Annotated in this window: 20 protein-coding genes; 2 read left to right on the top strand and 18 right to left on the bottom strand. The window is 35.6% G+C overall.

Annotated elements, in window-relative coordinates; genetic code table 11:
- Positions 1–4 precede the first annotated feature (4 nt).
- From NST77_RS12810 to NST77_RS12835, 6 genes are all read right to left on the bottom strand, one after another.
- Positions 5–2,200: a RelA/SpoT family protein gene (locus NST77_RS12810; RefSeq protein WP_095331655.1), complete on the bottom strand. Its 2,196-nt coding sequence runs from the start codon at positions 2,198–2,200 to the stop codon at positions 5–7.
- Between the two features lie 300 nt (positions 2,201–2,500).
- A complete protein-coding gene (locus NST77_RS12815) occupies positions 2,501–3,013 on the bottom strand; it encodes an adenine phosphoribosyltransferase (RefSeq protein WP_095331653.1) in 513 nt (170 codons plus the stop codon).
- Positions 3,004–5,367, bottom strand: a complete 2,364-nt coding sequence (recJ, locus tag NST77_RS12820; RefSeq protein ID WP_123258039.1) for a single-stranded-DNA-specific exonuclease RecJ — start codon at positions 5,365–5,367, stop codon at positions 3,004–3,006. Before recJ ends, NST77_RS12815 begins: the two co-directional genes overlap by 10 nt.
- 219 nt (positions 5,368–5,586) lie before the next feature.
- A complete protein-coding gene (locus NST77_RS12825; protein WP_095331649.1) occupies positions 5,587–5,886 on the bottom strand; it encodes a LapA family protein in 300 nt (99 codons plus the stop codon).
- Between the two features lie 137 nt (positions 5,887–6,023).
- Entirely contained in the window at positions 6,024–8,276 is a 2,253-nt protein-coding gene (gene secDF / locus NST77_RS12830; RefSeq protein WP_095331647.1) for a protein translocase subunit SecDF, read from the bottom strand.
- A 356-nt stretch (positions 8,277–8,632) separates the two neighbouring features.
- Positions 8,633–8,938 carry a post-transcriptional regulator gene (locus tag NST77_RS12835; protein ID WP_095331645.1) on the bottom strand — a complete coding sequence of 102 codons (306 nt, stop codon included), beginning with the start codon at positions 8,936–8,938 and terminating at the stop codon, positions 8,633–8,635.
- 257 nt (positions 8,939–9,195) lie between these two features.
- Here NST77_RS12835 and spoVB point away from each other — a divergent pair, with 257 nt between their 5' ends.
- Positions 9,196–10,740, top strand: coding sequence for a stage V sporulation protein B (gene spoVB / locus NST77_RS12840; RefSeq protein WP_341123058.1), 1,545 nt, complete (start codon positions 9,196–9,198; stop codon positions 10,738–10,740).
- 84 nt (positions 10,741–10,824) lie between these two features.
- On the opposite strand, the gene NST77_RS12845 is transcribed toward spoVB, so the two are convergent.
- Positions 10,825–11,466 (bottom strand): DUF421 domain-containing protein, encoded by a 642-nt coding sequence (locus NST77_RS12845; RefSeq protein ID WP_095331641.1) that lies wholly within the window; start codon positions 11,464–11,466, stop codon positions 10,825–10,827.
- A gap of 228 nt (positions 11,467–11,694) precedes the next feature.
- On the opposite strand from NST77_RS12845, the gene NST77_RS12850 reads away from it, so the two are divergent.
- Positions 11,695–12,045, top strand: a complete 351-nt coding sequence (locus tag NST77_RS12850; RefSeq protein ID WP_328824417.1) for a TIGR04086 family membrane protein — start codon at positions 11,695–11,697, stop codon at positions 12,043–12,045.
- 64 nt (positions 12,046–12,109) lie between these two features.
- Here the strand turns inward: NST77_RS12850 and yajC are convergent, their stop codons facing one another.
- From yajC to safA, 11 genes are all read right to left on the bottom strand, one after another.
- Positions 12,110–12,412 (bottom strand): preprotein translocase subunit YajC, encoded by a 303-nt coding sequence (gene yajC / locus NST77_RS12855; RefSeq protein ID WP_095331637.1) that lies wholly within the window; start codon positions 12,410–12,412, stop codon positions 12,110–12,112.
- A gap of 29 nt (positions 12,413–12,441) precedes the next feature.
- Positions 12,442–13,581, bottom strand: a complete 1,140-nt coding sequence (gene tgt, locus NST77_RS12860; RefSeq protein ID WP_095331635.1) for a tRNA guanosine(34) transglycosylase Tgt — start codon at positions 13,579–13,581, stop codon at positions 12,442–12,444.
- A gap of 169 nt (positions 13,582–13,750) precedes the next feature.
- A complete protein-coding gene (queA, locus tag NST77_RS12865) occupies positions 13,751–14,779 on the bottom strand; it encodes a tRNA preQ1(34) S-adenosylmethionine ribosyltransferase-isomerase QueA (protein WP_095331633.1) in 1,029 nt (342 codons plus the stop codon).
- 35 nt (positions 14,780–14,814) lie between these two features.
- The gene (locus NST77_RS12870) at positions 14,815–15,021 is read right to left on the bottom strand and encodes a DUF2905 domain-containing protein (RefSeq protein WP_095331631.1); all 207 of its coding nucleotides are present in this window, start codon (positions 15,019–15,021) and stop codon (positions 14,815–14,817) included.
- A 50-nt stretch (positions 15,022–15,071) separates the two neighbouring features.
- Positions 15,072–16,067: a Holliday junction branch migration DNA helicase RuvB gene (gene ruvB, locus NST77_RS12875; protein ID WP_095331629.1), complete on the bottom strand. Its 996-nt coding sequence runs from the start codon at positions 16,065–16,067 to the stop codon at positions 15,072–15,074.
- Positions 16,068–16,126: 59 nt separating this feature from the next.
- Positions 16,127–16,738, bottom strand: coding sequence for a Holliday junction branch migration protein RuvA (gene ruvA, locus NST77_RS12880; protein ID WP_095331627.1), 612 nt, complete (start codon positions 16,736–16,738; stop codon positions 16,127–16,129).
- A gap of 205 nt (positions 16,739–16,943) precedes the next feature.
- Positions 16,944–17,474 carry an intercompartmental signaling factor BofC gene (locus tag NST77_RS12885; protein ID WP_341123059.1) on the bottom strand — a complete coding sequence of 177 codons (531 nt, stop codon included), beginning with the start codon at positions 17,472–17,474 and terminating at the stop codon, positions 16,944–16,946.
- Between the two features lie 234 nt (positions 17,475–17,708).
- Positions 17,709–18,626, bottom strand: coding sequence for an NAD-dependent epimerase/dehydratase family protein (locus NST77_RS12890; RefSeq protein ID WP_176474226.1), 918 nt, complete (start codon positions 18,624–18,626; stop codon positions 17,709–17,711).
- A gap of 288 nt (positions 18,627–18,914) precedes the next feature.
- Complete coding sequence (locus NST77_RS12895) at positions 18,915–19,592, bottom strand: YhcN/YlaJ family sporulation lipoprotein (protein ID WP_095331621.1); 678 nt, start codon at positions 19,590–19,592, stop codon at positions 18,915–18,917.
- Between the two features lie 109 nt (positions 19,593–19,701).
- Positions 19,702–20,691 carry a phosphotransferase gene (locus NST77_RS12900; protein ID WP_095331619.1) on the bottom strand — a complete coding sequence of 330 codons (990 nt, stop codon included), beginning with the start codon at positions 20,689–20,691 and terminating at the stop codon, positions 19,702–19,704.
- Positions 20,672–22,885, bottom strand: a complete 2,214-nt coding sequence (gene safA, locus NST77_RS12905; RefSeq protein ID WP_341123060.1) for a SafA/ExsA family spore coat assembly protein — start codon at positions 22,883–22,885, stop codon at positions 20,672–20,674. The genes NST77_RS12900 and safA overlap by 20 nt, the downstream gene beginning before the upstream one ends.
- Between the last annotated feature and the right edge of the window lie 26 nt (positions 22,886–22,911).

Genomic DNA, 22,911 nt, shown 5'->3' on the forward strand with positions numbered 1-22,911 from the left:
CTCCTTAGTTCATTATTCTTCGTACAGAATAGACATCTGGAATTTGTTTAATTCGATCGACAACTTTTTGAAGATGATTGACATTTAGAATCATAATACTCATGTTAATCGTCGCAACTTTATTACGGTCAGACTTACCAGATACGGCTGATATATTAGTTTTCGATTCATTAACGGCCTGGAGAACCTCATTTAATAAACCTCTTCTGTCATAGCCACTTATTTCAATTTCAACATTATATTCTTTGCGGTTATTTAAATTCGTTTCCCATTCCACAGGAATTAGTCGAGCCTTTGCATCTTCAGTGTCAATATTGGTACAGTCTGCCCGATGAACGGAAACTCCTCTTCCTTTTGTGATAAAACCAACTATCTCATCACCTGGCACTGGATTACAGCAGCGAGATAAACGAATTAATAAGTTATCAATCCCTGTTACTCGAACACCAGAAGCACTCTTTTTATTATTGGAAAAAGACTTTAATTCAGCAACTGCATTTGAGATAGTTGAAATCTGTTCTGCATCTCTTTTCTTCCGCCATTTTTCCGTTAACCTATTGGCAACTTGTAGTGCTGTAATTCCGTTGTAGCCTACAGCAGCATACATATCTTCTTCTGTCATAAAATTAAATTTTTCAATTACTGCCTTCACATTCTCCGGTGTAAGAATTTCTTTTAAATCAAATTCCATATTACGAATTTCTTTTTCAACTAATTCTTTCCCTTTTTCGACATTTTCTTCCCTACGTTGTTTCTTGAAAAATTGTCTAATTTTATTTTTCGCTTGGGATGTTTGCGCTATTTTTAACCAATCTTGACTTGGTCCATACGAATGTTTACTCGTATGGATTTCAACAATATCACCTGTTTTTAACTTGTAATCAAGAGTGACCATCTTGCCATTCACTTTTGCTCCAATCGTTTTATTTCCGATTTCTGAATGGATACGATAAGCAAAATCAATTGGTACAGAGCCAGAAGGTAACTCAAACACATCTCCCTTTGGTGTAAAAACAAACACCATATCTGAAAATAAATCAATTTTCAGACTTTCCATAAACTCTTCTGCATTTACGATATCATCTTGGAATTCTAATATTTCTCTAAACCAAGTTAATTTTTCTTCCAATGAGGATCCTTCATTTACGGATTTTCCCTCTTTGTAGGCCCAATGAGCTGCAATCCCGTATTCAGCAATTCGATGCATGTCCTGTGTACGAATTTGCACTTCTAAAGGATCACCCTTAGGACCGATAACAGTTGTATGGAGAGACTGATACATATTAGCCTTGGGCATCGCTATATAGTCTTTAAAGCGGCCAGGCATTGGTTTCCATCGCGTGTGTATAATCCCTAGTATGGCATAGCAATCTTTAATACTGTTGACAACAATTCTTACTGCTAATAAGTCATATATTTCATTAAACTGTTTATTCTGTAAAACCATTTTGCGATAAATGCTGTATATATGTTTTGGTCTTCCCGAAATATCTGCTTGAATCTTTACTTCTGCCGTACCTTCACGAATTTCAGTAACTACTTCATCTAGGTATTGTTCTCGTTCTGCTCTTTTCTTTTTCATTAAATTTACGATACGATAATATTGCTGTGGATTCATATAGCGTAATGCAGTATCTTCTAGTTCCCATTTAATTGTAGAGATTCCTAGACGATGAGCAAGTGGGGCAAAAATCTCCAATGTTTCATTTGAAATACGACGCTGCTTTTCTGCAGGTAAATGCTTCAATGTTCTCATATTATGAAGTCTGTCTGCTAATTTAATTAGGATAACACGAATGTCCTGCGCCATCGCTACAAACATTTTGCGATGATTTTCTGCTTGCTGTTCTTCATGTGATTTATATTTAATTTTACCGAGCTTCGTTACACCGTCAACGAGCATGGCCACTTCACTGTTAAATACTTTACTTATATCTTGTAAAGTAATTTCCGTATCTTCAACAACGTCATGGAGAAAACCTGCTGCTACTGTTGCTGGATCCATTTCTAAATCAGCCAAAATTCCTGCTACTTGGATTGGATGAATAATATATGGTTCCCCAGATTTCCTATATTGTTCACGATGAGCTTCTCTTGCATAGTCATAAGCTTTTTCAATAAAAGCTACGTGCTCTTCGTTTAAATATCCTCTAGTCTTATCGATGACTTGTTCGGCGGTTAACACTTGATCGTTCGCCATGTAATCACCTTTCATATTACAATTATATTATTTAAATTTAGCATATTTTAGACATTCTTTCTATCCTACTACTTTTATGCAAGATTACAAAAAAGAATAAAATTTATTTTAGAATGATTATTACTATTATCGAAAAAAAAAAGGAGATTGTAAAGGGATTGGAAGTAATTTTTATATGGAAAGAAAGAAAAATGTCGAATGAAGGCGATTTCTGCCTAAACATAGCAATTTTTTCTTTCTTTTTCTTTTCGATTATGAAAAAGAGCGCTTGATCAGCGCTCTTTTTTTCATGTATACGGATTAATATTCCATTAATGTTAAAATATCATATCCATCTAAATTTTTACGTCCTTCAAGATAAGACAATTCAATTAAAAATGCAATACCAGCGACAACCCCACCTAGTTCTTCAACTAATTTAATTGTCGCCTCAATTGTACCGCCTGTCGCTAATAAATCATCTGTAATTAAAACACGTTGGCCCGGTTTAATCGCATCTTTATGGATTGTTAATACGTCTTTTCCATATTCCAAGCCATATTCTACTTTAATCGTTTCTCTCGGTAATTTGCCTTCTTTACGAACTGGAGCAAAGCCAACTCCAAGCGAATAAGCAACAGGACAGCCAATGATAAAGCCTCTTGCTTCTGGTCCCACAACAAGATCAATTTCTTTTTCTTTTGCATACGTTACAATTTGATCTGTTGCATATCTATATGCATCACCATTATCCATTAATGTTGTTATATCCTTGAATCTGATCCCTTCTTTTGGCCAATCTTCAACGATCGTAACATATTGTTTTAAATCCATTCTTTTACTTCCTCCTCATTATTGACGGATTTCTTTAGAATAAGATCAAACCAATTTTTAAGTTGTTCATAAGATGAATAAATTAATTCATTTTCCAGCTCAAATTGCGCTTGTTTTTGTTGAAAAGAGATAGATTCTGTTAAATCTCTTTTTGGAACATTCTTATTCAGTGAAATAAATCCATCCTTCATTGTAACAAAATTTAATTCAAAAAACACCTTTGACATAAAATCTACCGTTTCTTTACTCCAACCTTTTCTTCTAGCGAGCTCTCCGCCGAATTTTTGCAGGTGAAAATTCCCCTGTTTTGCTAAAAAAGCATAGAACCATTTAAAATGATCACGAGTTGGCATGGTACTAAAAAAGTCACTTTGTTGTTTATAAAAAACAGCATAGATTCTTTCAGGAGCATTGTTAGATAACAATGTTTTTAGCATATCCAAACTAGGGGGATAATCTGCCAGTACCATAGTATTATTCATCGATTCTAGGAATGCTGCTTGCTCTATTGATTCAATCACCTGATAAGAGACTTGTTCATCCATATCCTTAGGAACAGAATCTTGATGAAAAAAAATCCACTGTGCATTTTTAGGCACTACTTCGTATAATTGATTCACTTTTCTTAAACTTCGATAGTCAAACAGCTGCCAATGAGGAACCTCCATATCTTGAATAAAGATTTGTGGTTTTTTACGATTATTCCATTCGTTTATCGAAAGCTCCCCTAATACAGACACTTTTGCACTTGGAGAGATATGATCACATAAGTCACCAATTCCAAATCCTATTCCATCTAATTCAAACTCATTATCTTTTAATACAATCTTTAAATGGTTTTGATTGGAACCTATTTTCCGCATATTGTCGATTTCTAGATCACAGAAGGTTAATTTAGGCTTGGGATTATCGACTCCAAATGGGGCGAGCATTTGCATTTCCTCTATTGATTTAATAGATATATCACTTATTGAAAAGCTGCCATCCACCTTTGTTAATGGAATGAGATTTTCTTCTGTTAATTGTTCAAAGGCTAATCTATTTAAACTATCTCTAAGAACATCTACATCTTCTATTTTCAAAGACATTCCTGCAGCCATTGGATGCCCACCAAAATGAGGCAGAATATCTCTACACGTCGATAAATTTTTATATAAATCAAATCCCTCAATACTGCGAGCAGATCCTTTTGCTATTCCCGTTTCCTTGTCATAACTTAATACAATCGTTGGTCGATAGTACTTTTCTACCAATCGAGAAGCAACGATCCCCACAACGCCAGGGTTCCAGCCCTCTTTCCCTACAATTAGAACACGATTTTCATTTAATGGATAGAGCTCGTCCACTTGTTCCATCGCTTCCACTGTTATCTGATTTACAATCGCTTGTCTTTCTTTATTTGTTTCTTCCATTTCTAATGCTAGTTCTTTTGCAATCTCTGGATCATCTGTTAATAATAAGTCAACAGCCGGATCCGCATCTCCTAATCTGCCAATAGCATTAATACGTGGTGCAAGCATAAATCCGATTGTTTCTTCATTAATCGTATTTTTGTCGATATTCATTTGACGATATAATGCATTTAAACCGATATTATCTGTTTCTTGCAGTGCCCTGATGCCTTTTTTCGCAAGAAGGCGATTTTCTCCTGTTAAGGAGACAAGATCAGCGATTGTTCCAATTGCCGCAAATGGCAATAAATGATGGGGAACTTTTCCATAAAGAGCGTGAGATAACTTGAAAGAAACGCCTACCCCTGCTAACTCACGGAACGGATACTCGCTACCTTCTATCTTGGGGTGAATGATCGCAAGTGCCTCTGGCAATATTGGTCCTGGCTCATGGTGATCGGTAATGATTAAGTCTATTTCCAATTCTTTTGCCACTTCCGCTTCATGAACAGCAGCAATACCCGTATCGACTGTAATAATCAATTGAACACCAATGCTTTTAGCATAGCGAAAAGCCCTCTCATTAGGGCCATATCCTTCGGTAAATCGGTTTGGAATATAAAATTGCACATTGGCTCCAAGACCCTCTAACGTTTTCATCATAACGGTCGTGCTAGTTACTCCATCGGCATCATAATCTCCAAAAATAAGAATTAATTCTTTGTTAGTAATTGCCTTTTGTATTCGATCTACAGCTATATCCATTCCTAAAAGCAGGAAAGGATCATGAAAATCATTATTATCATCAAATAAAAAAGCTTTTGCTTCCTCTGATGTATGATAACCTCTTTTCATTAAAAGAGAGGCTACAATTGGTGCTAGTTTTAGCTCTTCTGCTAATAGTGAAATAGTTTCTTGATTAGAAGTTTCTTCTTGTATCCATCTTTTTTTGGAACGTAACATTCAATCACCTCAATCTAACTATTATACAAGTTAAAAGAAGTCGTTTCAATGCAGGAAGAATGGAAAAACGAATAGTCATTTTTTTCATAATAACTTTAAATATAAAAAAATTATTTAAGAAATCATTTCCGATGAAAAAATAGACAAAAAAAGATGTCTGAAAAGAAATTAATCGAAGTAAACACTCCCCAACGAATTTCTTCTTGCAGACATCCCTTTTTATTTTAGATCTGTTAGAACCTTTTCCTTCTCTTTTTTATCATCCGTTTTTTGTTCTAATGCCTTTTTTTCTTTTTCCAATGTTTTAATTTTACGTTGCAATGAATAAATACGAATAATTCCAGCAGAGCCAATAATTAATCCACCAAGAAGAACAGAAATTAATATGACTAAAATAAGCGGCCAGTCCCCTTCGCCAAATAAGTAATTAACAGAAACCGGTTCGACATTAATAACAGCAAAGACCGCAACAATTAAAGCAAAAATAATTCCCAAAAGCATATTCCATTGAAATTTCATTTACTTCCCTCCCTTTGTATTTTTGGTTCTATTATTTCCTATTTTCCATCTTTCCACTATCATAAACAAGTATTTTTTTAGCGAACATACAAAAACCTGCTCCTTCTGCTTTAGGAGACAGGTTTTTGAAGTGTTTCTTATACTTGTGGTTCGTCTGAAATTGGGCGTTTTTCTTTATACGTAATTAAGACACCTTTTCTCTTTAACTCTCTCTTCTTCCAAACATACCAAAGCTGGGATGCAATAAAGATAGAAGAATAGGCACCGCCGATTAAACCAATTAATAACGCTAAAGAGAAGTTTGTGATGGCACTGCTTCCGAATATTAATAAAGCCACTACACAAATCACAACCGTTATTACAGTATTTATCGAACGAGCGAATGTCTGTCGAATACTTCTATTGATAATATCTTTAATTTCTTGTGGTGTTTTGATACGCTTTTTCTTCGCTAAATTTTCTCTTATACGATCAAAGGTAACAATCGTATCGTTAATCGAGTAACCGACAATTGTCAACACGGCTGCGATAAAAGTAATATCTACTTCTAGTCGTGTGAGACTGAAGATCACGATAATAAAGAAGGCATCATGCAGTAATGCTATTACAGCTGCAAGACCCATATATACTTCAAAGCGAATTGCCACATAAATAATGATTCCGATAGAGGCAAAAATTATCGCTTTAAAGGCATTTTTAGCTAATTCTTTCCCAATTGTTGGTGATACACTGCTGACGTTTGGATCATGCCCATACGTCTTATTAAACTCTGATTTTATCGTATTAATTTTAGTTTGACTTAAATCACCTTTAATACGAATAGCAGCAGTCTCTTGCTTATCACCTGAAATGATGATATCGTCTGCTTTTACATTCAGCTTATCTAAGTGATCTTCAATTTCAGCAGTTGTTAATGCTTTATCTGCCATAACTTCTATACGAGATCCACTTGCAAAATCAATTCCAAGATTAAGCTTGAATATAAACATAATCACAATCCCTGCCACAATTAAAACACTAGAAATTGTAAAAAATATATTCTTATATTTTACAAAATCAAGACGATCAAATTTGGTTGGCAATGTTAAAGTATCGTAATTTTCGCTAATATGCTTAATGTCTTTACGATTGACTCCAAACCACGTAATTTTTTTATCAAACAATTTACTTTTCACTAGTAAACCGAGTAATAATCTAGAACCATAAACAGCAGTAATAAAACTTACTAATATACTAACAATTAAGAGTGTAGCAAACCCTTTTACTGAACTTGTCCCATAAATAAATAAAACAATCGAAGCTATAATGGTAGTTAAGTTTGCATCAAGAATGGTTCCAATGGAGTTTTTATTTCCTGCATGAAATGCAGCTCGCAGCGACTTTCCTACCCTCAGTTCATCCTTGATTCGTTCATAGGTAATGATATTAGCATCTACAGCCATTCCAACACCGAGAATAAGTGCCGCAATTCCTGGAAGCGTTAATACCCCTTGCATTAAATCAAGAACCAACAGATTTAGATAAACATAGATGGACAATGTAATGATAGCAACTAATCCAGGCAGACGGTAATAGAGAAGCATAAATAAAAATACTAGGCCTACACCAATTATGCCCGCATATACTGTATCTTTTAACGCTTGATCTCCAAACTGTGCACCAACACTTGTTGAATATTCTTCCGTTAATTTAACCGGCAACGCCCCAGCATTTAATAATTCAGCTAATCTGGTCGCCTCATCTACGGTAAAATTACCAGTTATAGATACAGTATCCGAATTAATCACTTCACTTACCATCGGTGCGGATAAGTATTTTGGTTCTTCTTTGGCTGCTTCCGCGTTATAAGAATCTCCTTCTTCAAAGTCTAACCAGATGACTAAAGGACTACCTAAAACTGATTGCGTTACTTCTTTAAACTTATTTGCATCTTTTAGTTTTAAAGAAACACTAGGCTTTCCATACTGGTCAAATTCTTGACTTGCTCCTCCCTGCACTAAATCAGATCCATCTAGCAATTTCTTATCGTGGATATCTCTGAATGTTAGGTTAGCTTCTGTTGAAAGCATTTCTCTTGCTTCATTTTGATCTGTTATACCAGCAAGTTGAACTCTTATTCGGTCTTTTCCCTCTATTTGAATAACAGGCTCGCTTACTCCTAAAACATTTATCCTTTTATCTAGAGCTTGAGCTGTACTTTTTAAAGCCGCTTCATCAATTTTTGCTTTGCCCTTTTCCAGCGGTTCTACTTTATAAAGAACTTCAAATCCACCTTGAAGGTCTAATCCAAGCTTAATATTGTCTAAAATTTTATTTGTTGTTCCTCCCATTAATCCTGCCGCCAAGACAATGATTAACAAAAAAGCAACAATTCTACTGCGTTTAACCATTATGTATTAATCCTCCTCATGAAATACAAAGCAGAAACTTCCCCAACTAATACTAGCCATATTCATTGTTATTTATCAAAAATGATGTCCTCTTTTAATATGAACCTTATAATTAGGTGTTATTCTATTTTTGCGGTTCACTTCTTTCCAGTAAATTAAACTAGCGATTTCTTCTGTTACTTAGAATAAACTCATTATGGAACAGTTTATCATGACTGTCAATTTGTATAGAAAAATATACTAGTAAAGTTATTCTAATTGTCACATAAAGTTAACGACTTGGCTTTTAATACCACCATCCCAGACCATCATCAATTAAAAAACTACCAGAAGAAGTTTTGATTAATAAAACTCCATTATTTCAATAATTCTTTTTTCTCTTCTTCTGATAAGACAGAGAAAAGATCTGCCGTTTTATATGCCTCGATAGTGGCAAAGTTCATATAATCTGCCACCTTAACATTCAGTATATCTTGTACTAGCTCCGAAATTCTAATTTCTTGAGCGGGCTTTCTCCATTTTTTATTCGTTAAAAATACCCATAGCTCGTCTTCCTTAATAGTCTCATAGCCTAGTAAGTGAAACTCTTCTATCTTGCTATTTAATACAGGCTTAACTTGTGAACGATATTGGTCATATATGTGTGTTGATGTTGACGACATTCCTATTCACTCCATTACAGTCATTTTATGTTTCCTTTTAAACATGAGCTATCTGCTTTTACTTCTATACCTCCATAATGCTAAGCAAACCAATTTACATAGAAAAAATATGATTCCATTTTCATCCTAACAATAAAATATCGTCTCTTCCTTACAACAAACGTACTTTTATAAAAAACCTTGTCATGCTTTGTCCACTCTGTTGCATATAGATAATTGTATAGTATTATTCGCTATTTGAGAAGGCAGGGAATAGAATGTCTAAGTTTTTAAAGGGAACAATGATTTTACTTATAGCAGGATTTATTACTAGAGTCCTCGGATTTATAAATCGAATTGTTATTGCACGATTTATCGGAGATGATGGGGTTGGACTCTACATGATGGTTTATCCGACAATGATATTAGTTGTGACCATCACTCAGCTTGGACTGCCTGTAGCTATCTCTAAGAATGTTGCCGAAGCAGAAGCTGCAGGGAATTTACGAAAAGTCAAGAGCATCTTAATCATTTCATTAAGTACAACATTAGGTCTAACAGTAATCTTCACTCCAGCTTTATTTCTTTTAGCACCTTATCTTTCCCAAACACTATTTACAGATGAAAGAACTCTTTTGCCACTTCTTGCGATTACACCAATTATCCCAATAATCGCTGTTTCATCTGTTTTAAGAGGGTATTTTCAAGGTAGACAAAATATGAAGCCAGCTGCAATTTCTCAAGTGATTGAACAAATCGTTCGGATTGCGTTAATTGCGACTTTAACAAAAGCTTTTCTACCTCTTGGAGTCGAATATGCTGCTGCAGGGGCAATGTTAGCTTCTGTTCTGGGAGAACTTGCGTCTTTATTCTATTTACTGGCATCATTTAAATGGAAAAAGAAATTTCACTTACGGAAAAAATTCTTCCAATATGTACATAATGGAAAAAATACTTTCCAAGAATTAATGACAATAGCTTTACCAACAACGGGGAGTCGTATGATTGGTAGCATTGCCTGGTTTATTGAACCTATTGTTGTAGCCCATAGTTTATCTTTAGCTGGTCTTTCTGCTATCAATGCAACAAAACAATATGGAGTATTAACTGGATTCGCACTCCCACTCTTAATGCTGCCATCCTTCTTCACTCAATCATTATCAACATCTCTTGTGCCTGCTATTAGTGAAGCAAAGGCTAATAATCAACTAAAGCTAATCGAACATTTATTACAGCAAGCACTTAAATTCACCTTTATGACAGGTGGACTTGCCATTGTAGTGCTGTATGTTTTGGCTGAGCCTTTAATGACCATTATGTACGGAAGCACAAGAGGCACTTCCTTTATTCAGCTTATGGCACCGTTCTTTATTCTTAATTATTACCAAGGCCCACTCCAGGCTACTTTGCAAGCCTTAAATTTTGCTAGAGCAGCAATGATTAACAGCTTTATCGGCGCAGCCATTAAAACAGCGTTAATTTTTATTCTTGCAAGTCGACCAGAGTTTGGAATTTTCGGCGTAGCTATTGCTCTAATTGTTGGATTTGTTTTAGTAACGATCCTTCATTTTGCTACAATATTAAAAACAATCAGTTTCTCGATTATTGTGAAAGATTATGTAAAAATGCTGCTTGTTATCATGCTAACTGCCTATCTTGGCTCTCTTTTAGTCAAATCAATAACATTCCCTTCCATTCTGATACAAATCATTAGTATTACTAGTTTAATCTGTATCTTTTATATCGTATTGCTTTTCCTTTTCCGTTTAATGAACAAAAGAGATTTAGCAAAAATCCCTTGGATTGGTCCATTTTTTTCTTAAAACTACTTAAACTGTAGCAACCAATGAGCATTCCGCTTCTCACTGGTTGCTTTTTTACTGAAAGATTTCATTGTTGTTCTTTCTTTAATGATCAATCAAATCAATATAAAATTCACCTTCTTGATAACTGCAAAAGGAGATATTTTTTATATTAACATATCCTCTATCTTTCAATTGCTGTCTTAACCATAGATTAGTTTTTCCTATTCTATCTAGGTTGCTCTCTTGAATAATTCCATCCATAATTAATGGGATGGTAATAGATGACTTATTTTCTTCCTTTTCAAATACAGAAAGTTTACCTGATGTTTCTAGTATGGCAAACTCTACATCTGCAATATTTCGGATATTTTTTTCTCTCAGCTGAATTAATAAGTCATCATAATTATAGCGCTGACTTCTCATGGCTTTTTCGTCAATCTTGCCATTTTTAATAATCAATGTTGGTTCTCCCTCAATAAAATCACGCATTTTTTTGCTTTTTAAGGAAAAGAACGCAAGAAGCACTTGGATGGCTAGAAGGATAAACATTGGAAATAGTGTTGGTAAAATCGGATCCTTATAATCTTCTATAGCAACAACAGCAATTTCTGCGATCATAATGAATACAACAAGATCTAGTATGCTTAATTCCCCTATTTCCCTTTTTCCCATCATTCGAAAAATAAGAACGATTAAGAAATAGATTAAAATCGTTCTAAACAAAATGATCAAATACTGGTCCATATTATCTCCTCCGATCAAATATGTTCTCTTTTAATCTGCTCTATAAGATAAAAATAATACGGGAAAGCAGCATTATAACGATGAGAGAAAAATGTATTTTTAAATATTTTTTAATTCTATTTTCTTCCTTCCTGAATATGCTTGTACTAGAGAACTTTTATAGAAAACTTTAGATGTTTTGGAAAGGAGAGGTTTACAATAGAAGAGAGTAAACATGTTGGCAGTTCCATTTTATACGGTCTAATTGCCATTTTCATTATGTTAATAGCAAGTAGTTTGTTCTTTTCCCTTTTATTAAGATTTACATCTATTCAAGAATCATCCCTGCAACATATTATTACAGCCGTATCCTTTATAACTTTATTTGCAGGTGGTTTTATTTCTGGCGGGAAAGGAAAAGAAAGAGGTTGGTTTCTTGGGGGACTTACTGGGTTCATCTATTCCATCATCATTTTTTTATTTTCCTTTTTAGGCTCTGACCAACTATTTACGATAGAACAAACCATTTATCATGTATGTTATACCCTTATTTGTATGATGGGAGGGATATTAGGGGTAAATCTTTCCAAAAATAACTAACCAAAAATACTTCAAATAAAATATAAAAGTGCAGTCTTATTTTTTAAGACTGCACTTTTTTTACTTATTGTTCTGTTTTTTCTAATGTTGGACTAGCTACTGCAGCAGAGGATTCTACGACTTCACGAATTGCATTACGATCAAATGTCAGGCGTGAACCATCTTTTGCTTTTAACACAACCGTTCCTTCATCAATTGCATCGATTGTAGCATGCATGCCGCCAATCGTGACAATCTTGTCCCCTTTTTTTAAGCTACTCTGCATATCACGCACAGCTCTTTGACGCTTTTGCTGTGGACGGATAAGCAAGAAATAGAATAGTACAAACATTAAAATAAACGGTAGTAAACCAGCTAAATTTCCCATCTATATTTCCCCTCCTTTCAAATTCTCTATTAAAAGTTTTTAGCGTTCGGCTTATTAAATCCATAACGTTCGAAAAACTCTTCTTTAAAATCTCCTAAACGGTCGTTTCTGATTGCGTCTCGGACATTCTCCATTAAGTTTAACAGAAAATATAGATTATGGTAAGATGTAAGCCTTATTCCGAATGTTTCGTCACATCGAATAAGGTGACGAATATATGCCCGGCTATAATTTTTACAAGTATAGCAATCACAATCTGGATCCAAAGGTCCAAAATCTCTAGCATATTTAGCGTTTTTCACAACAAGACGGCCTTCACTTGTCATCACCGTACCATTTCTTGCTATTCTAGTTGGTAACACACAATCAAACATATCAATCCCACGAATCGCACCATCGATTAATGAATCTGGTGAACCTACTCCCATTAAATAACGCGGTTTATTATCCGGCATTAATGGTGTTGTAAATTCGAGGACACGATTCATCACATCCTTAGGTTCTCCAACTGATAATCCACCGACTGCATAGCCAGGTAAATCTAAAGAAACTAAGTCTCTTGCACTTTGTTTGCGAAGTTCTTCGTATTCTCCACCCTGAATAATACCAAATAAACCTTGATCCTCTGGACGATTATGTGCCTTTAGGCAGCGTTCTGCCCAACGAGAAGTACGTTCCACTGATTTCTTCATATAATCATATTCTGCTGGGTATGGCGGACACTCGTCAAATGCCATCATAATATCTGACCCTAATGCATTTTGGATTTCCATTGCTTTTTCTGGAGAAAGGAATAATTTATCCCCATTTAAGTGGTTACGAAAATGTACACCTTCTTCCTCAATTTTGCGGAAATCACTTAAACTAAAAACTTGAAATCCGCCAGAGTCCGTTAATATCGCTTTATCCCAATTCATGAATTTATGAAGCCCGCCCGCTTCTTTTACAATGTCATGACCTGGTCTTAGCCATAAATGATACGTATTACTTAAAATGATATTTGCTCCCATCGTTTTTAAATCTTCTGGAGCCATTGTTTTTACTGTTGCTAACGTTCCAACTGGCATAAAAGCCGGCGTTTCAAAAGATCCATGAGGTGTATGCACAATCCCCAATCTGGCGCCTGTTTGCTTACAAGTTTTTATGAATTCATAACGTATTGCTGTCAAATTATTTTCTCCTTCATATAAAGTGAATCTTCCTCGAGATTCATAATTCACTTCCATTTTTAATGAAAAATATCTATTAACAAAAAAGCAATAGAATCAACTATATTATTCTAATGAATATTACTACGAAACTCAAGCAATTGATAAACCCTATCATGCGGATCTATTACTATTGTATAAACATTGCATCGCCAAAACTAAAGAAACGATATCTTTCTTTGACTGCTGTTTCATAAGCATGAAGTACATTCTCTCTTCCTGCCAGTGCACTTACTAGCATAATTAACGTCGATTTAGGCAAATGGAAATTCGTAATCATGCCATCAATTCCTTTAAATTCATATCCAGGGTAAATAAAGATACTTGTCCAGCCACTGCTTTCTACAAATTCACCATTATTCGCAGCAGCAATTGTTTCAAGTGTTCTAGTTGAGGTTGTTCCTACAGAAATTATTCGTCCGCCCTGACCTCTTACTTTATTTAATAAAGCAGCTGTTTCCTTGTTAAGCTGATAAAACTCAGCATGCATTTCATGCTTATCTACATCTTCGACGTTTACAGGCCGGAAAGTGCCTAGACCGACATGCAGAGTAATAAAGGCAATATGTACACCTTTCTTTTTCAGCGCATCTAACAATTCTGTCGTAAAATGGAGCCCTGCTGTTGGAGCTGCTGCAGATCCCCTTTCCTTCGCGTAAACAGTTTGATAACGATCCTGATCGTCTAGTTTTTCTTTAATATAAGGAGGCAGCGGCATCTCGCCGAGTTGATCCAAGATTTCATAAAAAATGCCCTCATATTGAAAATCAAGAATACGACCACCGTGTTCCAACTCTTTTACACAAACCGCTTTTAGTGTTCCATCTCCAAAGGAAATTACGGTACCTTCTTTAACTCTTTTTGCCGGCTTAACAAGTGTTTCCCACATGTCATCTTTTTGCTGCTTCAGCAATAATACTTCAATATGTGCTCCAGTATCTTCTTTCTCGCCATGTAATCTTGCTGGCAATACCCTTGTATCATTTAATACTAAACAATCTCCAGGATTAATATACTCGTATATATCTTTAAATTTGCGATGTTCTAAATCGCCAGTTTCTTTATTAACGATCATGAGTCTGCTGCTTGTACGATCCTCTAATGGAGTTTGCGCAATTAATTCTTCTGGTAAATGAAAATCAAATAAATCTACTTTCATGTCTATCCACCTATTCTCTTTTATACAATCATTTTTTAGCGAAATTTCCCAATAAAATAAAAAACTAAAGATAAAATAATACTAATCACAATACAAGTTGTAATCGGAAAATAAAAAGTTGAATGCTCTTTTTTTATCAAAATGTCACCTGGAAGTTTTCCAATCGGGACTAACTGCATTACTAATCCAATAAGAAATACAATCACACCAATAGTCATTATATACTTAGGAATGTCATTCATTGTTTTCGTCCTTCATTTCGCATATTCTTTTTTATTATTTAGATGTTTCCTCAATCCAATTTTATATTTAAATGTTCATAAACAAGATGGGTGACACTTCTTCCTCTAGGAGTTCGCTGCAAGAAACCAATCTGCAGCAAATATGGTTCATAGACATCTTCAATCGTATGTGCTTCTTCTCCAATTGTAGCAGCAATGGTTTCTAATCCTACAGGTCCACCTTTAAATTTATAAATCATTCCTAGTAATAATTTATGGTCAATATGATCTAACCCTAAACGGTCTACTTGCAAAAGTTCAAGGGAATGATCTGCCAATTCTTTCGTTATCATTCCATCACCCTTTACTTGTGCAAAATCCCGCACTCTTCGTAAAAGGCGATTCGCAATTCGAGGTGTTCCTCTTGAACGTCTAGCAATTTCCCATGCGGCAAGATCCTCTATTCCAATTTGAAGTACATCTGCTGTTCGGGAAACAATATCTTTGAGTTGATCTACCTCATAATATTCCAATCTAGATAGAACCCCAAAACGATCTCTTAACGGTGCAGAAACGGAACCAGCTCTGGTTGTCGCACCCACAAGCGTGAATGGAGGTAAATCTAGCCGGACTGACCGAGCGCTAGGACCTTTGCCTATTACAATGTCTAAACAGTAATCTTCCATTGCAGGATATAAGACTTCTTCAATAGCTCGCGGCAAGCGATGTATTTCATCAATAAACAACACATCACCTGGTTCTAAGGCAGTTAAAATTGCTGCTAAATCACCTGGTCTTTCGATTGCTGGACCAGCAGTTGTTCGAATATTAACTCCCATTTCATTAGCAATAATCGTAGCAAGTGTGGTTTTCCCTAATCCAGGTGGGCCATATAACAATACGTGATCGAGAGCTTCTTCTCTATATTTAGCCGCTTCAATAAACACTTTTAAATTTTCTTTTACTTTATCTTGCCCAATATATTCCTGTAATTGAATGGGTCGAAGACTTTTTTCAAATGATAAATCTTGATTATCTGCTTCACTTGAAATAATTCGATCATCCATAGCATTCACTCCTTTCTTCTAGATAGTCGTTTATCCAAAATTAATTCGTTGAACCACACTTATCTTTTTAAAAGAAGCTTTAATGCCAGTTTGATATAACCATCTGTTGTTAACTGTTCCTTCTTTAAATGTGGGATAATTTTTTTGACTTCTTTCTCCGAATATCCAAGTGCAGTTAAAGCAAGCATCGCTTCATCCATTGCTGAATCACTTTCTGCTTTCGCTACATGCTTATCTACTGTAAATAGATCCGGAGAGAAATCTGGCATAAACTCTGCTAATTTTCCTTTCAAATCCAAAATCATTTGTCTTGCTGTTTTCTTGCCAACACCAGGGAACTTCACAAGGAATGCTTCATCTTCCGCTTCAATGGCGGATATTACTTGGCTCGGTTCTCCAGATGCAAGTATAGCCAATGCTCCCTTAGGACCAATTCCTGAAACGTTAAGGAGCTTTGTAAATAAAGCTTTTTCATCTTGCGAACGAAAACCGTATAAGCTAATATTATCTTCTCTAACATAATGGTATGTATATACAGTAATCTTACTACCTGAAAAAGCAGAAAACGAAAATGGATTAGGTGTTTTAATCTGATAACCAATCTCATTATTCTCCACTACGATGTATTCTGGTCCAACAAATTCTACATTCCCTTTTATATATTCGTACAAATTAATTTCTCTCCCTTATAAAGAAAACTTCCATAAATAGGGCTCCGTGCCCCTTGAGTGTGGGATAAATCCTAGCCCTTATTTTATCATACTATTTTGTAGAACTGCTATTATAGATGTTTTTCATAATATTCTTACAAAAAAACAAAAAAAGTGAGCAGATTCGACACATTTCATTGTGCTTCCTCTGTTCACTGCCAAATCCTTAATTAGTAGTTTCAATTGTTGTTAAGTTTTTAAAGGTTTCTAGTACTTTAACATAGCGATCTCTTGATTTAATCGGAATCCCTTTTTGTAAATCTTCATGTTGTTTCGATTCCAGTTTCTTCAGATCAATCTGGAAAAAGGACTGAATAATGTTCTCTTCAGCAGGTTTTCCATTATAAATGGTTAATATCCCTTCTTCATTAATACCAAAATAACCATTTGTTTTCAACAATGGTGATATATCATCAACTTCTTGTTTAAAAACAAGCGCTCTGCTTGTCATATCTACCAGCTGCCATTTATCATACTTTGACCAGAAATCTTCCATCGACCATACTGTCTCTTCTATTGTTTCTTCACTCATTTCTCCGTCTAAATAAATCCTTTGCAATACGACTTCCAACTTTTTAGGATTCTCATTTTGAGAGACACCGCTTCCAGTCTTTCCATATACTTGTCCATTAGATAAAAAGACAGTAAGAATACTGACAAGAAGAACAGTTGAAAATAAAAGGAATCTGGTTTTCATTATAACCACCTCTTCACATTACTCACAACAGTAGCTTTATTTCCAAGGAAATAGGGTACTGTCAATCTAAAGCTTGGTTTTAAAACAACCTTACTCTCTATTATTCTCACCATAAAAAATAATTTCATTCCTAATTTATAGCAATCTTATTCCGGAGGATTCTCTCATAACGTATTGTAGTACCTCACTCCAGTTTGCATATTCTTTTCCTATTGAAGAATCCTATTCAATAGTTCATTTTTCTTTTTTGGTGCCTATTTTTATATTATCTATCGCTAAACGAATCCCCTTTAAAAACGGCACTTGTGCCTGCCATCCTAGATGGACTTGTGCCTTCTTTATTGAAATTCTACTTTTCTCTCCTTCTTTCAAACCCTTGTGAGGGAGAGAATCCTCTTTTATCGACGACTGAATAATAGAGACAACTTCTTTCATCGAGTATTTTTCCATTGGACAAATATTAAAAATTTCATTCCCGCCTTTATTTAAACTAGAAACAAAGGCTCTAACAGCATCACTAATATATAGGAAATGCTTCTTATGTTCTCCATCTTTAAAACAATTAGACGGGCGATTTTCTAGCACATTTTTGATTGTTGTTTCCACTATATTGTCATTCTGATTATGGAAGGAATATTCTCCATAAAGAATAGGAAATCTTAAAATCGTATAAGAAAGACCATATAATGTATGATAATTTTGTATGTATTTTTCCACTATCTTCTTCGATAATCCTTCAAATAGTACTGGTTGTAAAGTCATATCCTCTGTGATCACTCCTTCCAAGTCCCCATAAACTGCTATGGTAGATGGAAAGATAATTTTTTCTACTTTAGCTTCCACACATGCTTCCAGTACTTCAATCGTACGGCCAATATTCTTCTCTGACTGTTCAAAGGAGTCTTTCATTTTGTTTGATATAATTGGCTCATTCGATAAGTCAATTACACAATCGATTTGATACTTTGCCATTAAACCTGCTAATTCCATCGTGTTTAAGAAAGTGTGTACTTGATGCTGAACTAGAGAGGTAAGGATACTATTATCATTTGCTTGATCAGCTACTATATGATAAATTTGCTTGTTTGAAAGTTCTTGCATTAGAGCATATCTAATTTTATTCTCTTGTCCACCTACGATTAGCACTCTCACCATATATCCCTCCGCCATTTTCGGCTTTTAACTAATTCTCTGATAGTTCTTTATAACGAATGTTTTTTTCATTATAAAGTATACATCTTTTCTTTTATAATTACAACAACTAATTCATTATATAGAACACCTTCTTTTCCTTCTTTCTTTTTTCTGTTAGTATTCATTCTTTTCTTCTTTTATAATTTGGGTGAATCTTGTCTACTTTTTTTAATATGTTCCTAATAAAGAACAAATGTATAAAAACTAACTCCAAGTGGTTTATTCCACTCAAAGTTAGTTTTTATTTTATCTGTTATCTCTTGCAGGATTTAAATCCTGAAAAATATTTTCAATATTATTGTTAATCGTTTGTCGCGGCTGACCATTTCGAATCGAACGATTTATATCTTCTATACTGTTAAATACTCCTCTATCTGTGACGACTGAAATATCTCTTCCATTTAGTAAATCATTTAGTTTGTCTTTTACCTGCGCTTTTGTTTTGGCTATATTCTTTGTGTTTTCAACTTCCAATGCAACTAAAACGTTCTCTCTATAAACAAGCGTCCGTGCATTTTTAACATTATCCATTTTAGTAACCCGATCGGATATTTTTTCAGCTAATTCCGTGTCATAGGATACTCTTTCATCCCGATCATTTGTATTTACGTTATCATGATCATTGTTGCGATTATTTATATTTCTAACGTTTGTTCCGTTTCTATTGTTTACATTTCGAACATTCGATCCATTTCTATTGCCTTCATCCCCAAAAGTATGGTCCATCATTTCTGTAATTGGTCCATCGTTATCTGTATTGCCGACGCCATTGTTTCCTTCATGCTGTTCATTTGAATAGTATCCAATCGGCCTAGTATTATTAAGGCGATTTCGATCAGCAGTCTCATCCTCATTTACACCACAACCTGTCAATCCAAAAGACAGTGTCAACAGAACTGGAGCAACTAGTTTAACTTTACGCATAGTAGAATTCTCCCCTTCATGTAAATCTCGAGCAATATCCTTGCTCTCTTTTATCTTCTACTGTTTGGAAAGAAACATACTGTAAAGTCTAGCCAGTCTTTTTCATGTCTTATGTTCCTACGAGTTGTTGAAGTTTTTGATAAAACTTCTTCCTCCTTTTATATTGATTAGTTGTTAGTAATTGTACTTGATCTAACAAGAAGTCATTATTTACATCTTTATTTCTGATTATTCTATTCCATTCCCTCAAAATATCTGTCGGATATATTAAAGCTGTTAAAAACCATTTATCTTTAAAAAGATCGGCATATACTTGCATTTTTTGTAAATCTTGTAAAGACCATCCTATATCAGGGAGAATGCGATTAGCAAATTGTAAATAGTCAGCAATTCGTGGACCAATACTTATTAAATCAAAATCAATTAAGTATAATTCATTATTCTTAACTCGTAAGAAATTATGATGAGCAACATCCCCATGTATGATTACGTTTGGGGTTGTGTCCAAGTAGTCCATTTGTTTTTTTATTAAACCAAATGAATAATCAGCCCATTCCATTATTTCCTCCGCTATGTCTTTTTTTATATATTGCTCAATAATTAGTAAATTCCCTCGAAATTCTTCTAGCCTTTGTTCAAATTTCTTTATTAAATGAAAAGTTGGCAAGATATACTTATATATTTCTACCAGTCGCTCTGTAACCGAATAATAATGTTCCAATAATTGAAGTGCTTCCCTTCTATTCCGCTTACTATGATAGGAAAAAGTATCTCTATGAGGGGGAAGATATTCAATCAGCCCATACACTTTATTATCGATAATGATTGGCTCATCATCGAAATCATAAAATTGATATGTCTGTGTAAAACCTTCTTGTTTAAGTGCTCTTGTAAAAGCAACTTGAACCTTGAGTTTTTGATAACTATTGTACCCTTTTAAAATTATCCAATATTGCTTCGTTTTTATTAGATATACATCATTTCTAATCCTGTTTAATTCGATAATTTGGATTGGTATTTTTTTTTCTAATAAAGAAAGGAGACGATAAAAAAAAGTATCGTCCCCTCTATGATAAAAATCATAGATCACTGCTTTCATCCTCTTGGTATCTTGGCATTCCAAATGGAGTACCTTGATTCATGCCATATGGATTCATAAATGGCGGCTGCCCAATAGTAGGATTATAAGGCGGTGTGAATACTGGAGCATTCCCTCCCGGTCCATATACAGGTGATGTCACGTCTGTAGAAACTGGCTGCGCCATACTACTACCTTCATATGATGGCGCTTCTTGATCTGCACCATAATTTTCCGTTGTATATGAGATTGGCGTATTTCCAACAGCATCTTGAGGATACGGAGATTGATTTATAGATGGTTGATATCCTATCGGATGTCCTCCCATTTCCATTCCTGAAGTGAATCCTCCCGCCATCGGATAGCCTCCTAATTCTAAGCCAAATCCTTGTGGCACTCCTCTCATATCCATTCCTGGATTAAATCCTCCACCCATTGGGTGTCCTCCCATTTCTGGGCCAAACCCTTGCGGCATTCCTCCCATTCCTGGATTAAAACCTCCACCCATTGGATGTCCTCCCATTTCTGGACCAAACCCTTGTGGCATTCCTCCCATTCCTGGATTAAACCCTCCACTCATTGGATGTCCTCCCATTTCTGGGCCAAATCCTTGTGGCATTCCTCCCATTCCTGGATTAAATCCTCCACCCATTGGATGTCCTCCCATTTCTGGGCCAAATCCTTGTGGCATTCCTCCCATTCCTGGGTCGAATCCTCCACCCATTGGATGTCCTCCCATTTCTGGGTCGAATCCTTGTGGCATTCCTCCCATTCCTGGGTCGAATCCTCCACCCATTGGATGTCCTCCCATTTGTGGGTCGAATCCTTGTGGCATTCCTCCTATTCCTGGATTAAATCCTCCACCCATTAGATATCCTCCCATTTCTGGGCCAAATCCTTGTGGCATTCCTCCCATTCCTGGGTCGAATCCTCCACCCATTGGATGTCCTCCCATTTCTGGGTCGAATCCTTGTGGCATTCCTCCCATTCCTGGGTCGAATCCTCCACCCATTGGATGTCCTCCCATTTGTGGGTCGAATCCTTGTGGCATTCCTCCTTTTCCAGAAGTGGCTCCTTGCATCATTCCATCTACTTGAAAATTGCTTGCTGTAGGGAATGATGGACCACAACCACAATCCTCTTTAACAGGAAGAGTAATAGTCGGATGAACCGCTGTGTGCGTAGGTGCATTTGGTTTATGCGCAACATTTGGTTTTTGAGCTGCACCAGCTACATGGGAAGTAGGTTCATTCTCTATAGGCATCTGACTAAACTGAGCCCATGGTTTTTGACTATTTTCCTGTGGTATCTGATTAACATGGGAAGGCGCCTGATTTATAAAAGCAGAATAGGACGAGGAAGACTCTTCCCAATGGTGTTTTTCTGTAAATTCTACTCCAGGAAATGTTGGATAAACTTGGGATGCAACTTGTTCAACCGGAACTCCTTCAGGAGGGCAAACCCCTGGAGGAAAACCGCTACCTGGCATCATTGGCGATACTTCATAACAATAAGGCTGATAAGGGACAATGGGTGGACATACATCTTTTTGAACTGGTTCTTGATTTGGCAAAACAGGTGCAAGTTGTGTTGGTTCAGGCTTTGTTGGTGCTGGTTTGGCTGGCATTGGTTTTACTGGTGCTGGTTTGGCTGGTGCCGGTTTTACTGGTGCTGGTTTTACTGGTGCTGGTTTTACTGGTGCCGGTTTTACTGGTGCTGGTTTTACTGGTGCTGGTTTTACTGGTGCCGGTTTTACTGGTGTCGGTTTTACCGGTGCCGGTTTTTCTTTCATTTCCACATCAATATCCACATCAACATTAGTCATATTCATGGAATAATAATTCGTTATATCAATTTCGGGAATGATTGGAGCAGGCATTTTTGGTGTAAATGGTTTCTCTTTTGGTATCTCTTTTTTGGGCATTTCCTTTTTTGGCGCTTCTTTTTTTGGTGTTTCTTTTACTGGCATTTCTTTTTTCGGTGCTTCTTTCACAATTGGTTCCATCGTAATCGGCATTTCTTTTTTTGATCCCATTTGAGGAGCTTCTTTCTTTATACTCCCTCCTAAAGTAGGGACTTTAATTTTCATGCCAGGCATAATCATATCAGTATTAGTCAATTGGGAATTTAACGACTTTAACTCTTCGAAATTCACCCCATATTTTTTGGCAATTTCCCAAAGAGTATCCCCTTTCTGAACAATATGGATCTTCACTATAGATTCCCTCCTATGCATATGTC

Origin of the sequence: Niallia sp. FSL W8-0177 (assembly GCF_038006285.1) — a bacterium.
Lineage (GTDB): Bacteria > Bacillota > Bacilli > Bacillales > Cytobacillaceae > Niallia > Niallia circulans_A.

Bases quoted from the DNA above. Each gene is read 5' to 3' on its own strand.
- NST77_RS12845 (WP_095331641.1), bottom strand. From the start codon at position 11,466: ATGGACCAGTATTTGATCATTTTGTTTAGAACGATTTTAATCTATTTC.
- NST77_RS12885 (WP_341123059.1), bottom strand. From the start codon at position 17,474: ATGAAAACCAGATTCCTTTTATTTTCAACTGTTCTTCTTGTCAGTATT.
- NST77_RS12815 (WP_095331653.1), bottom strand. From the start codon at position 3,013: ATGGATTTAAAACAATATGTTACGATCGTTGAAGATTGGCCAAAAGAA.
- NST77_RS12895 (WP_095331621.1), bottom strand. From the start codon at position 19,592: ATGCGTAAAGTTAAACTAGTTGCTCCAGTTCTGTTGACACTGTCTTTT.
- queA (WP_095331633.1), bottom strand. From the start codon at position 14,779: ATGAAAGTAGATTTATTTGATTTTCATTTACCAGAAGAATTAATTGCG.
- NST77_RS12870 (WP_095331631.1), bottom strand. From the start codon at position 15,021: ATGAATGACATTCCTAAGTATATAATGACTATTGGTGTGATTGTATTT.
- NST77_RS12900 (WP_095331619.1), bottom strand. From the start codon at position 20,691: ATGAAAGCAGTGATCTATGATTTTTATCATAGAGGGGACGATACTTTT.
- recJ (WP_123258039.1), bottom strand. From the start codon at position 5,367: ATGTTACGTTCCAAAAAAAGATGGATACAAGAAGAAACTTCTAATCAA.
- ruvB (WP_095331629.1), bottom strand. From the start codon at position 16,067: ATGGATGATCGAATTATTTCAAGTGAAGCAGATAATCAAGATTTATCA.
- NST77_RS12835 (WP_095331645.1), bottom strand. From the start codon at position 8,938: ATGTCGTCAACATCAACACACATATATGACCAATATCGTTCACAAGTT.
- spoVB (WP_341123058.1), top strand. From the start codon at position 9,196: ATGTCTAAGTTTTTAAAGGGAACAATGATTTTACTTATAGCAGGATTT.
- yajC (WP_095331637.1), bottom strand. From the start codon at position 12,412: ATGGGAAATTTAGCTGGTTTACTACCGTTTATTTTAATGTTTGTACTA.
- NST77_RS12810 (WP_095331655.1), bottom strand. From the start codon at position 2,200: ATGGCGAACGATCAAGTGTTAACCGCCGAACAAGTCATCGATAAGACT.
- secDF (WP_095331647.1), bottom strand. From the start codon at position 8,276: ATGGTTAAACGCAGTAGAATTGTTGCTTTTTTGTTAATCATTGTCTTG.
- NST77_RS12825 (WP_095331649.1), bottom strand. From the start codon at position 5,886: ATGAAATTTCAATGGAATATGCTTTTGGGAATTATTTTTGCTTTAATT.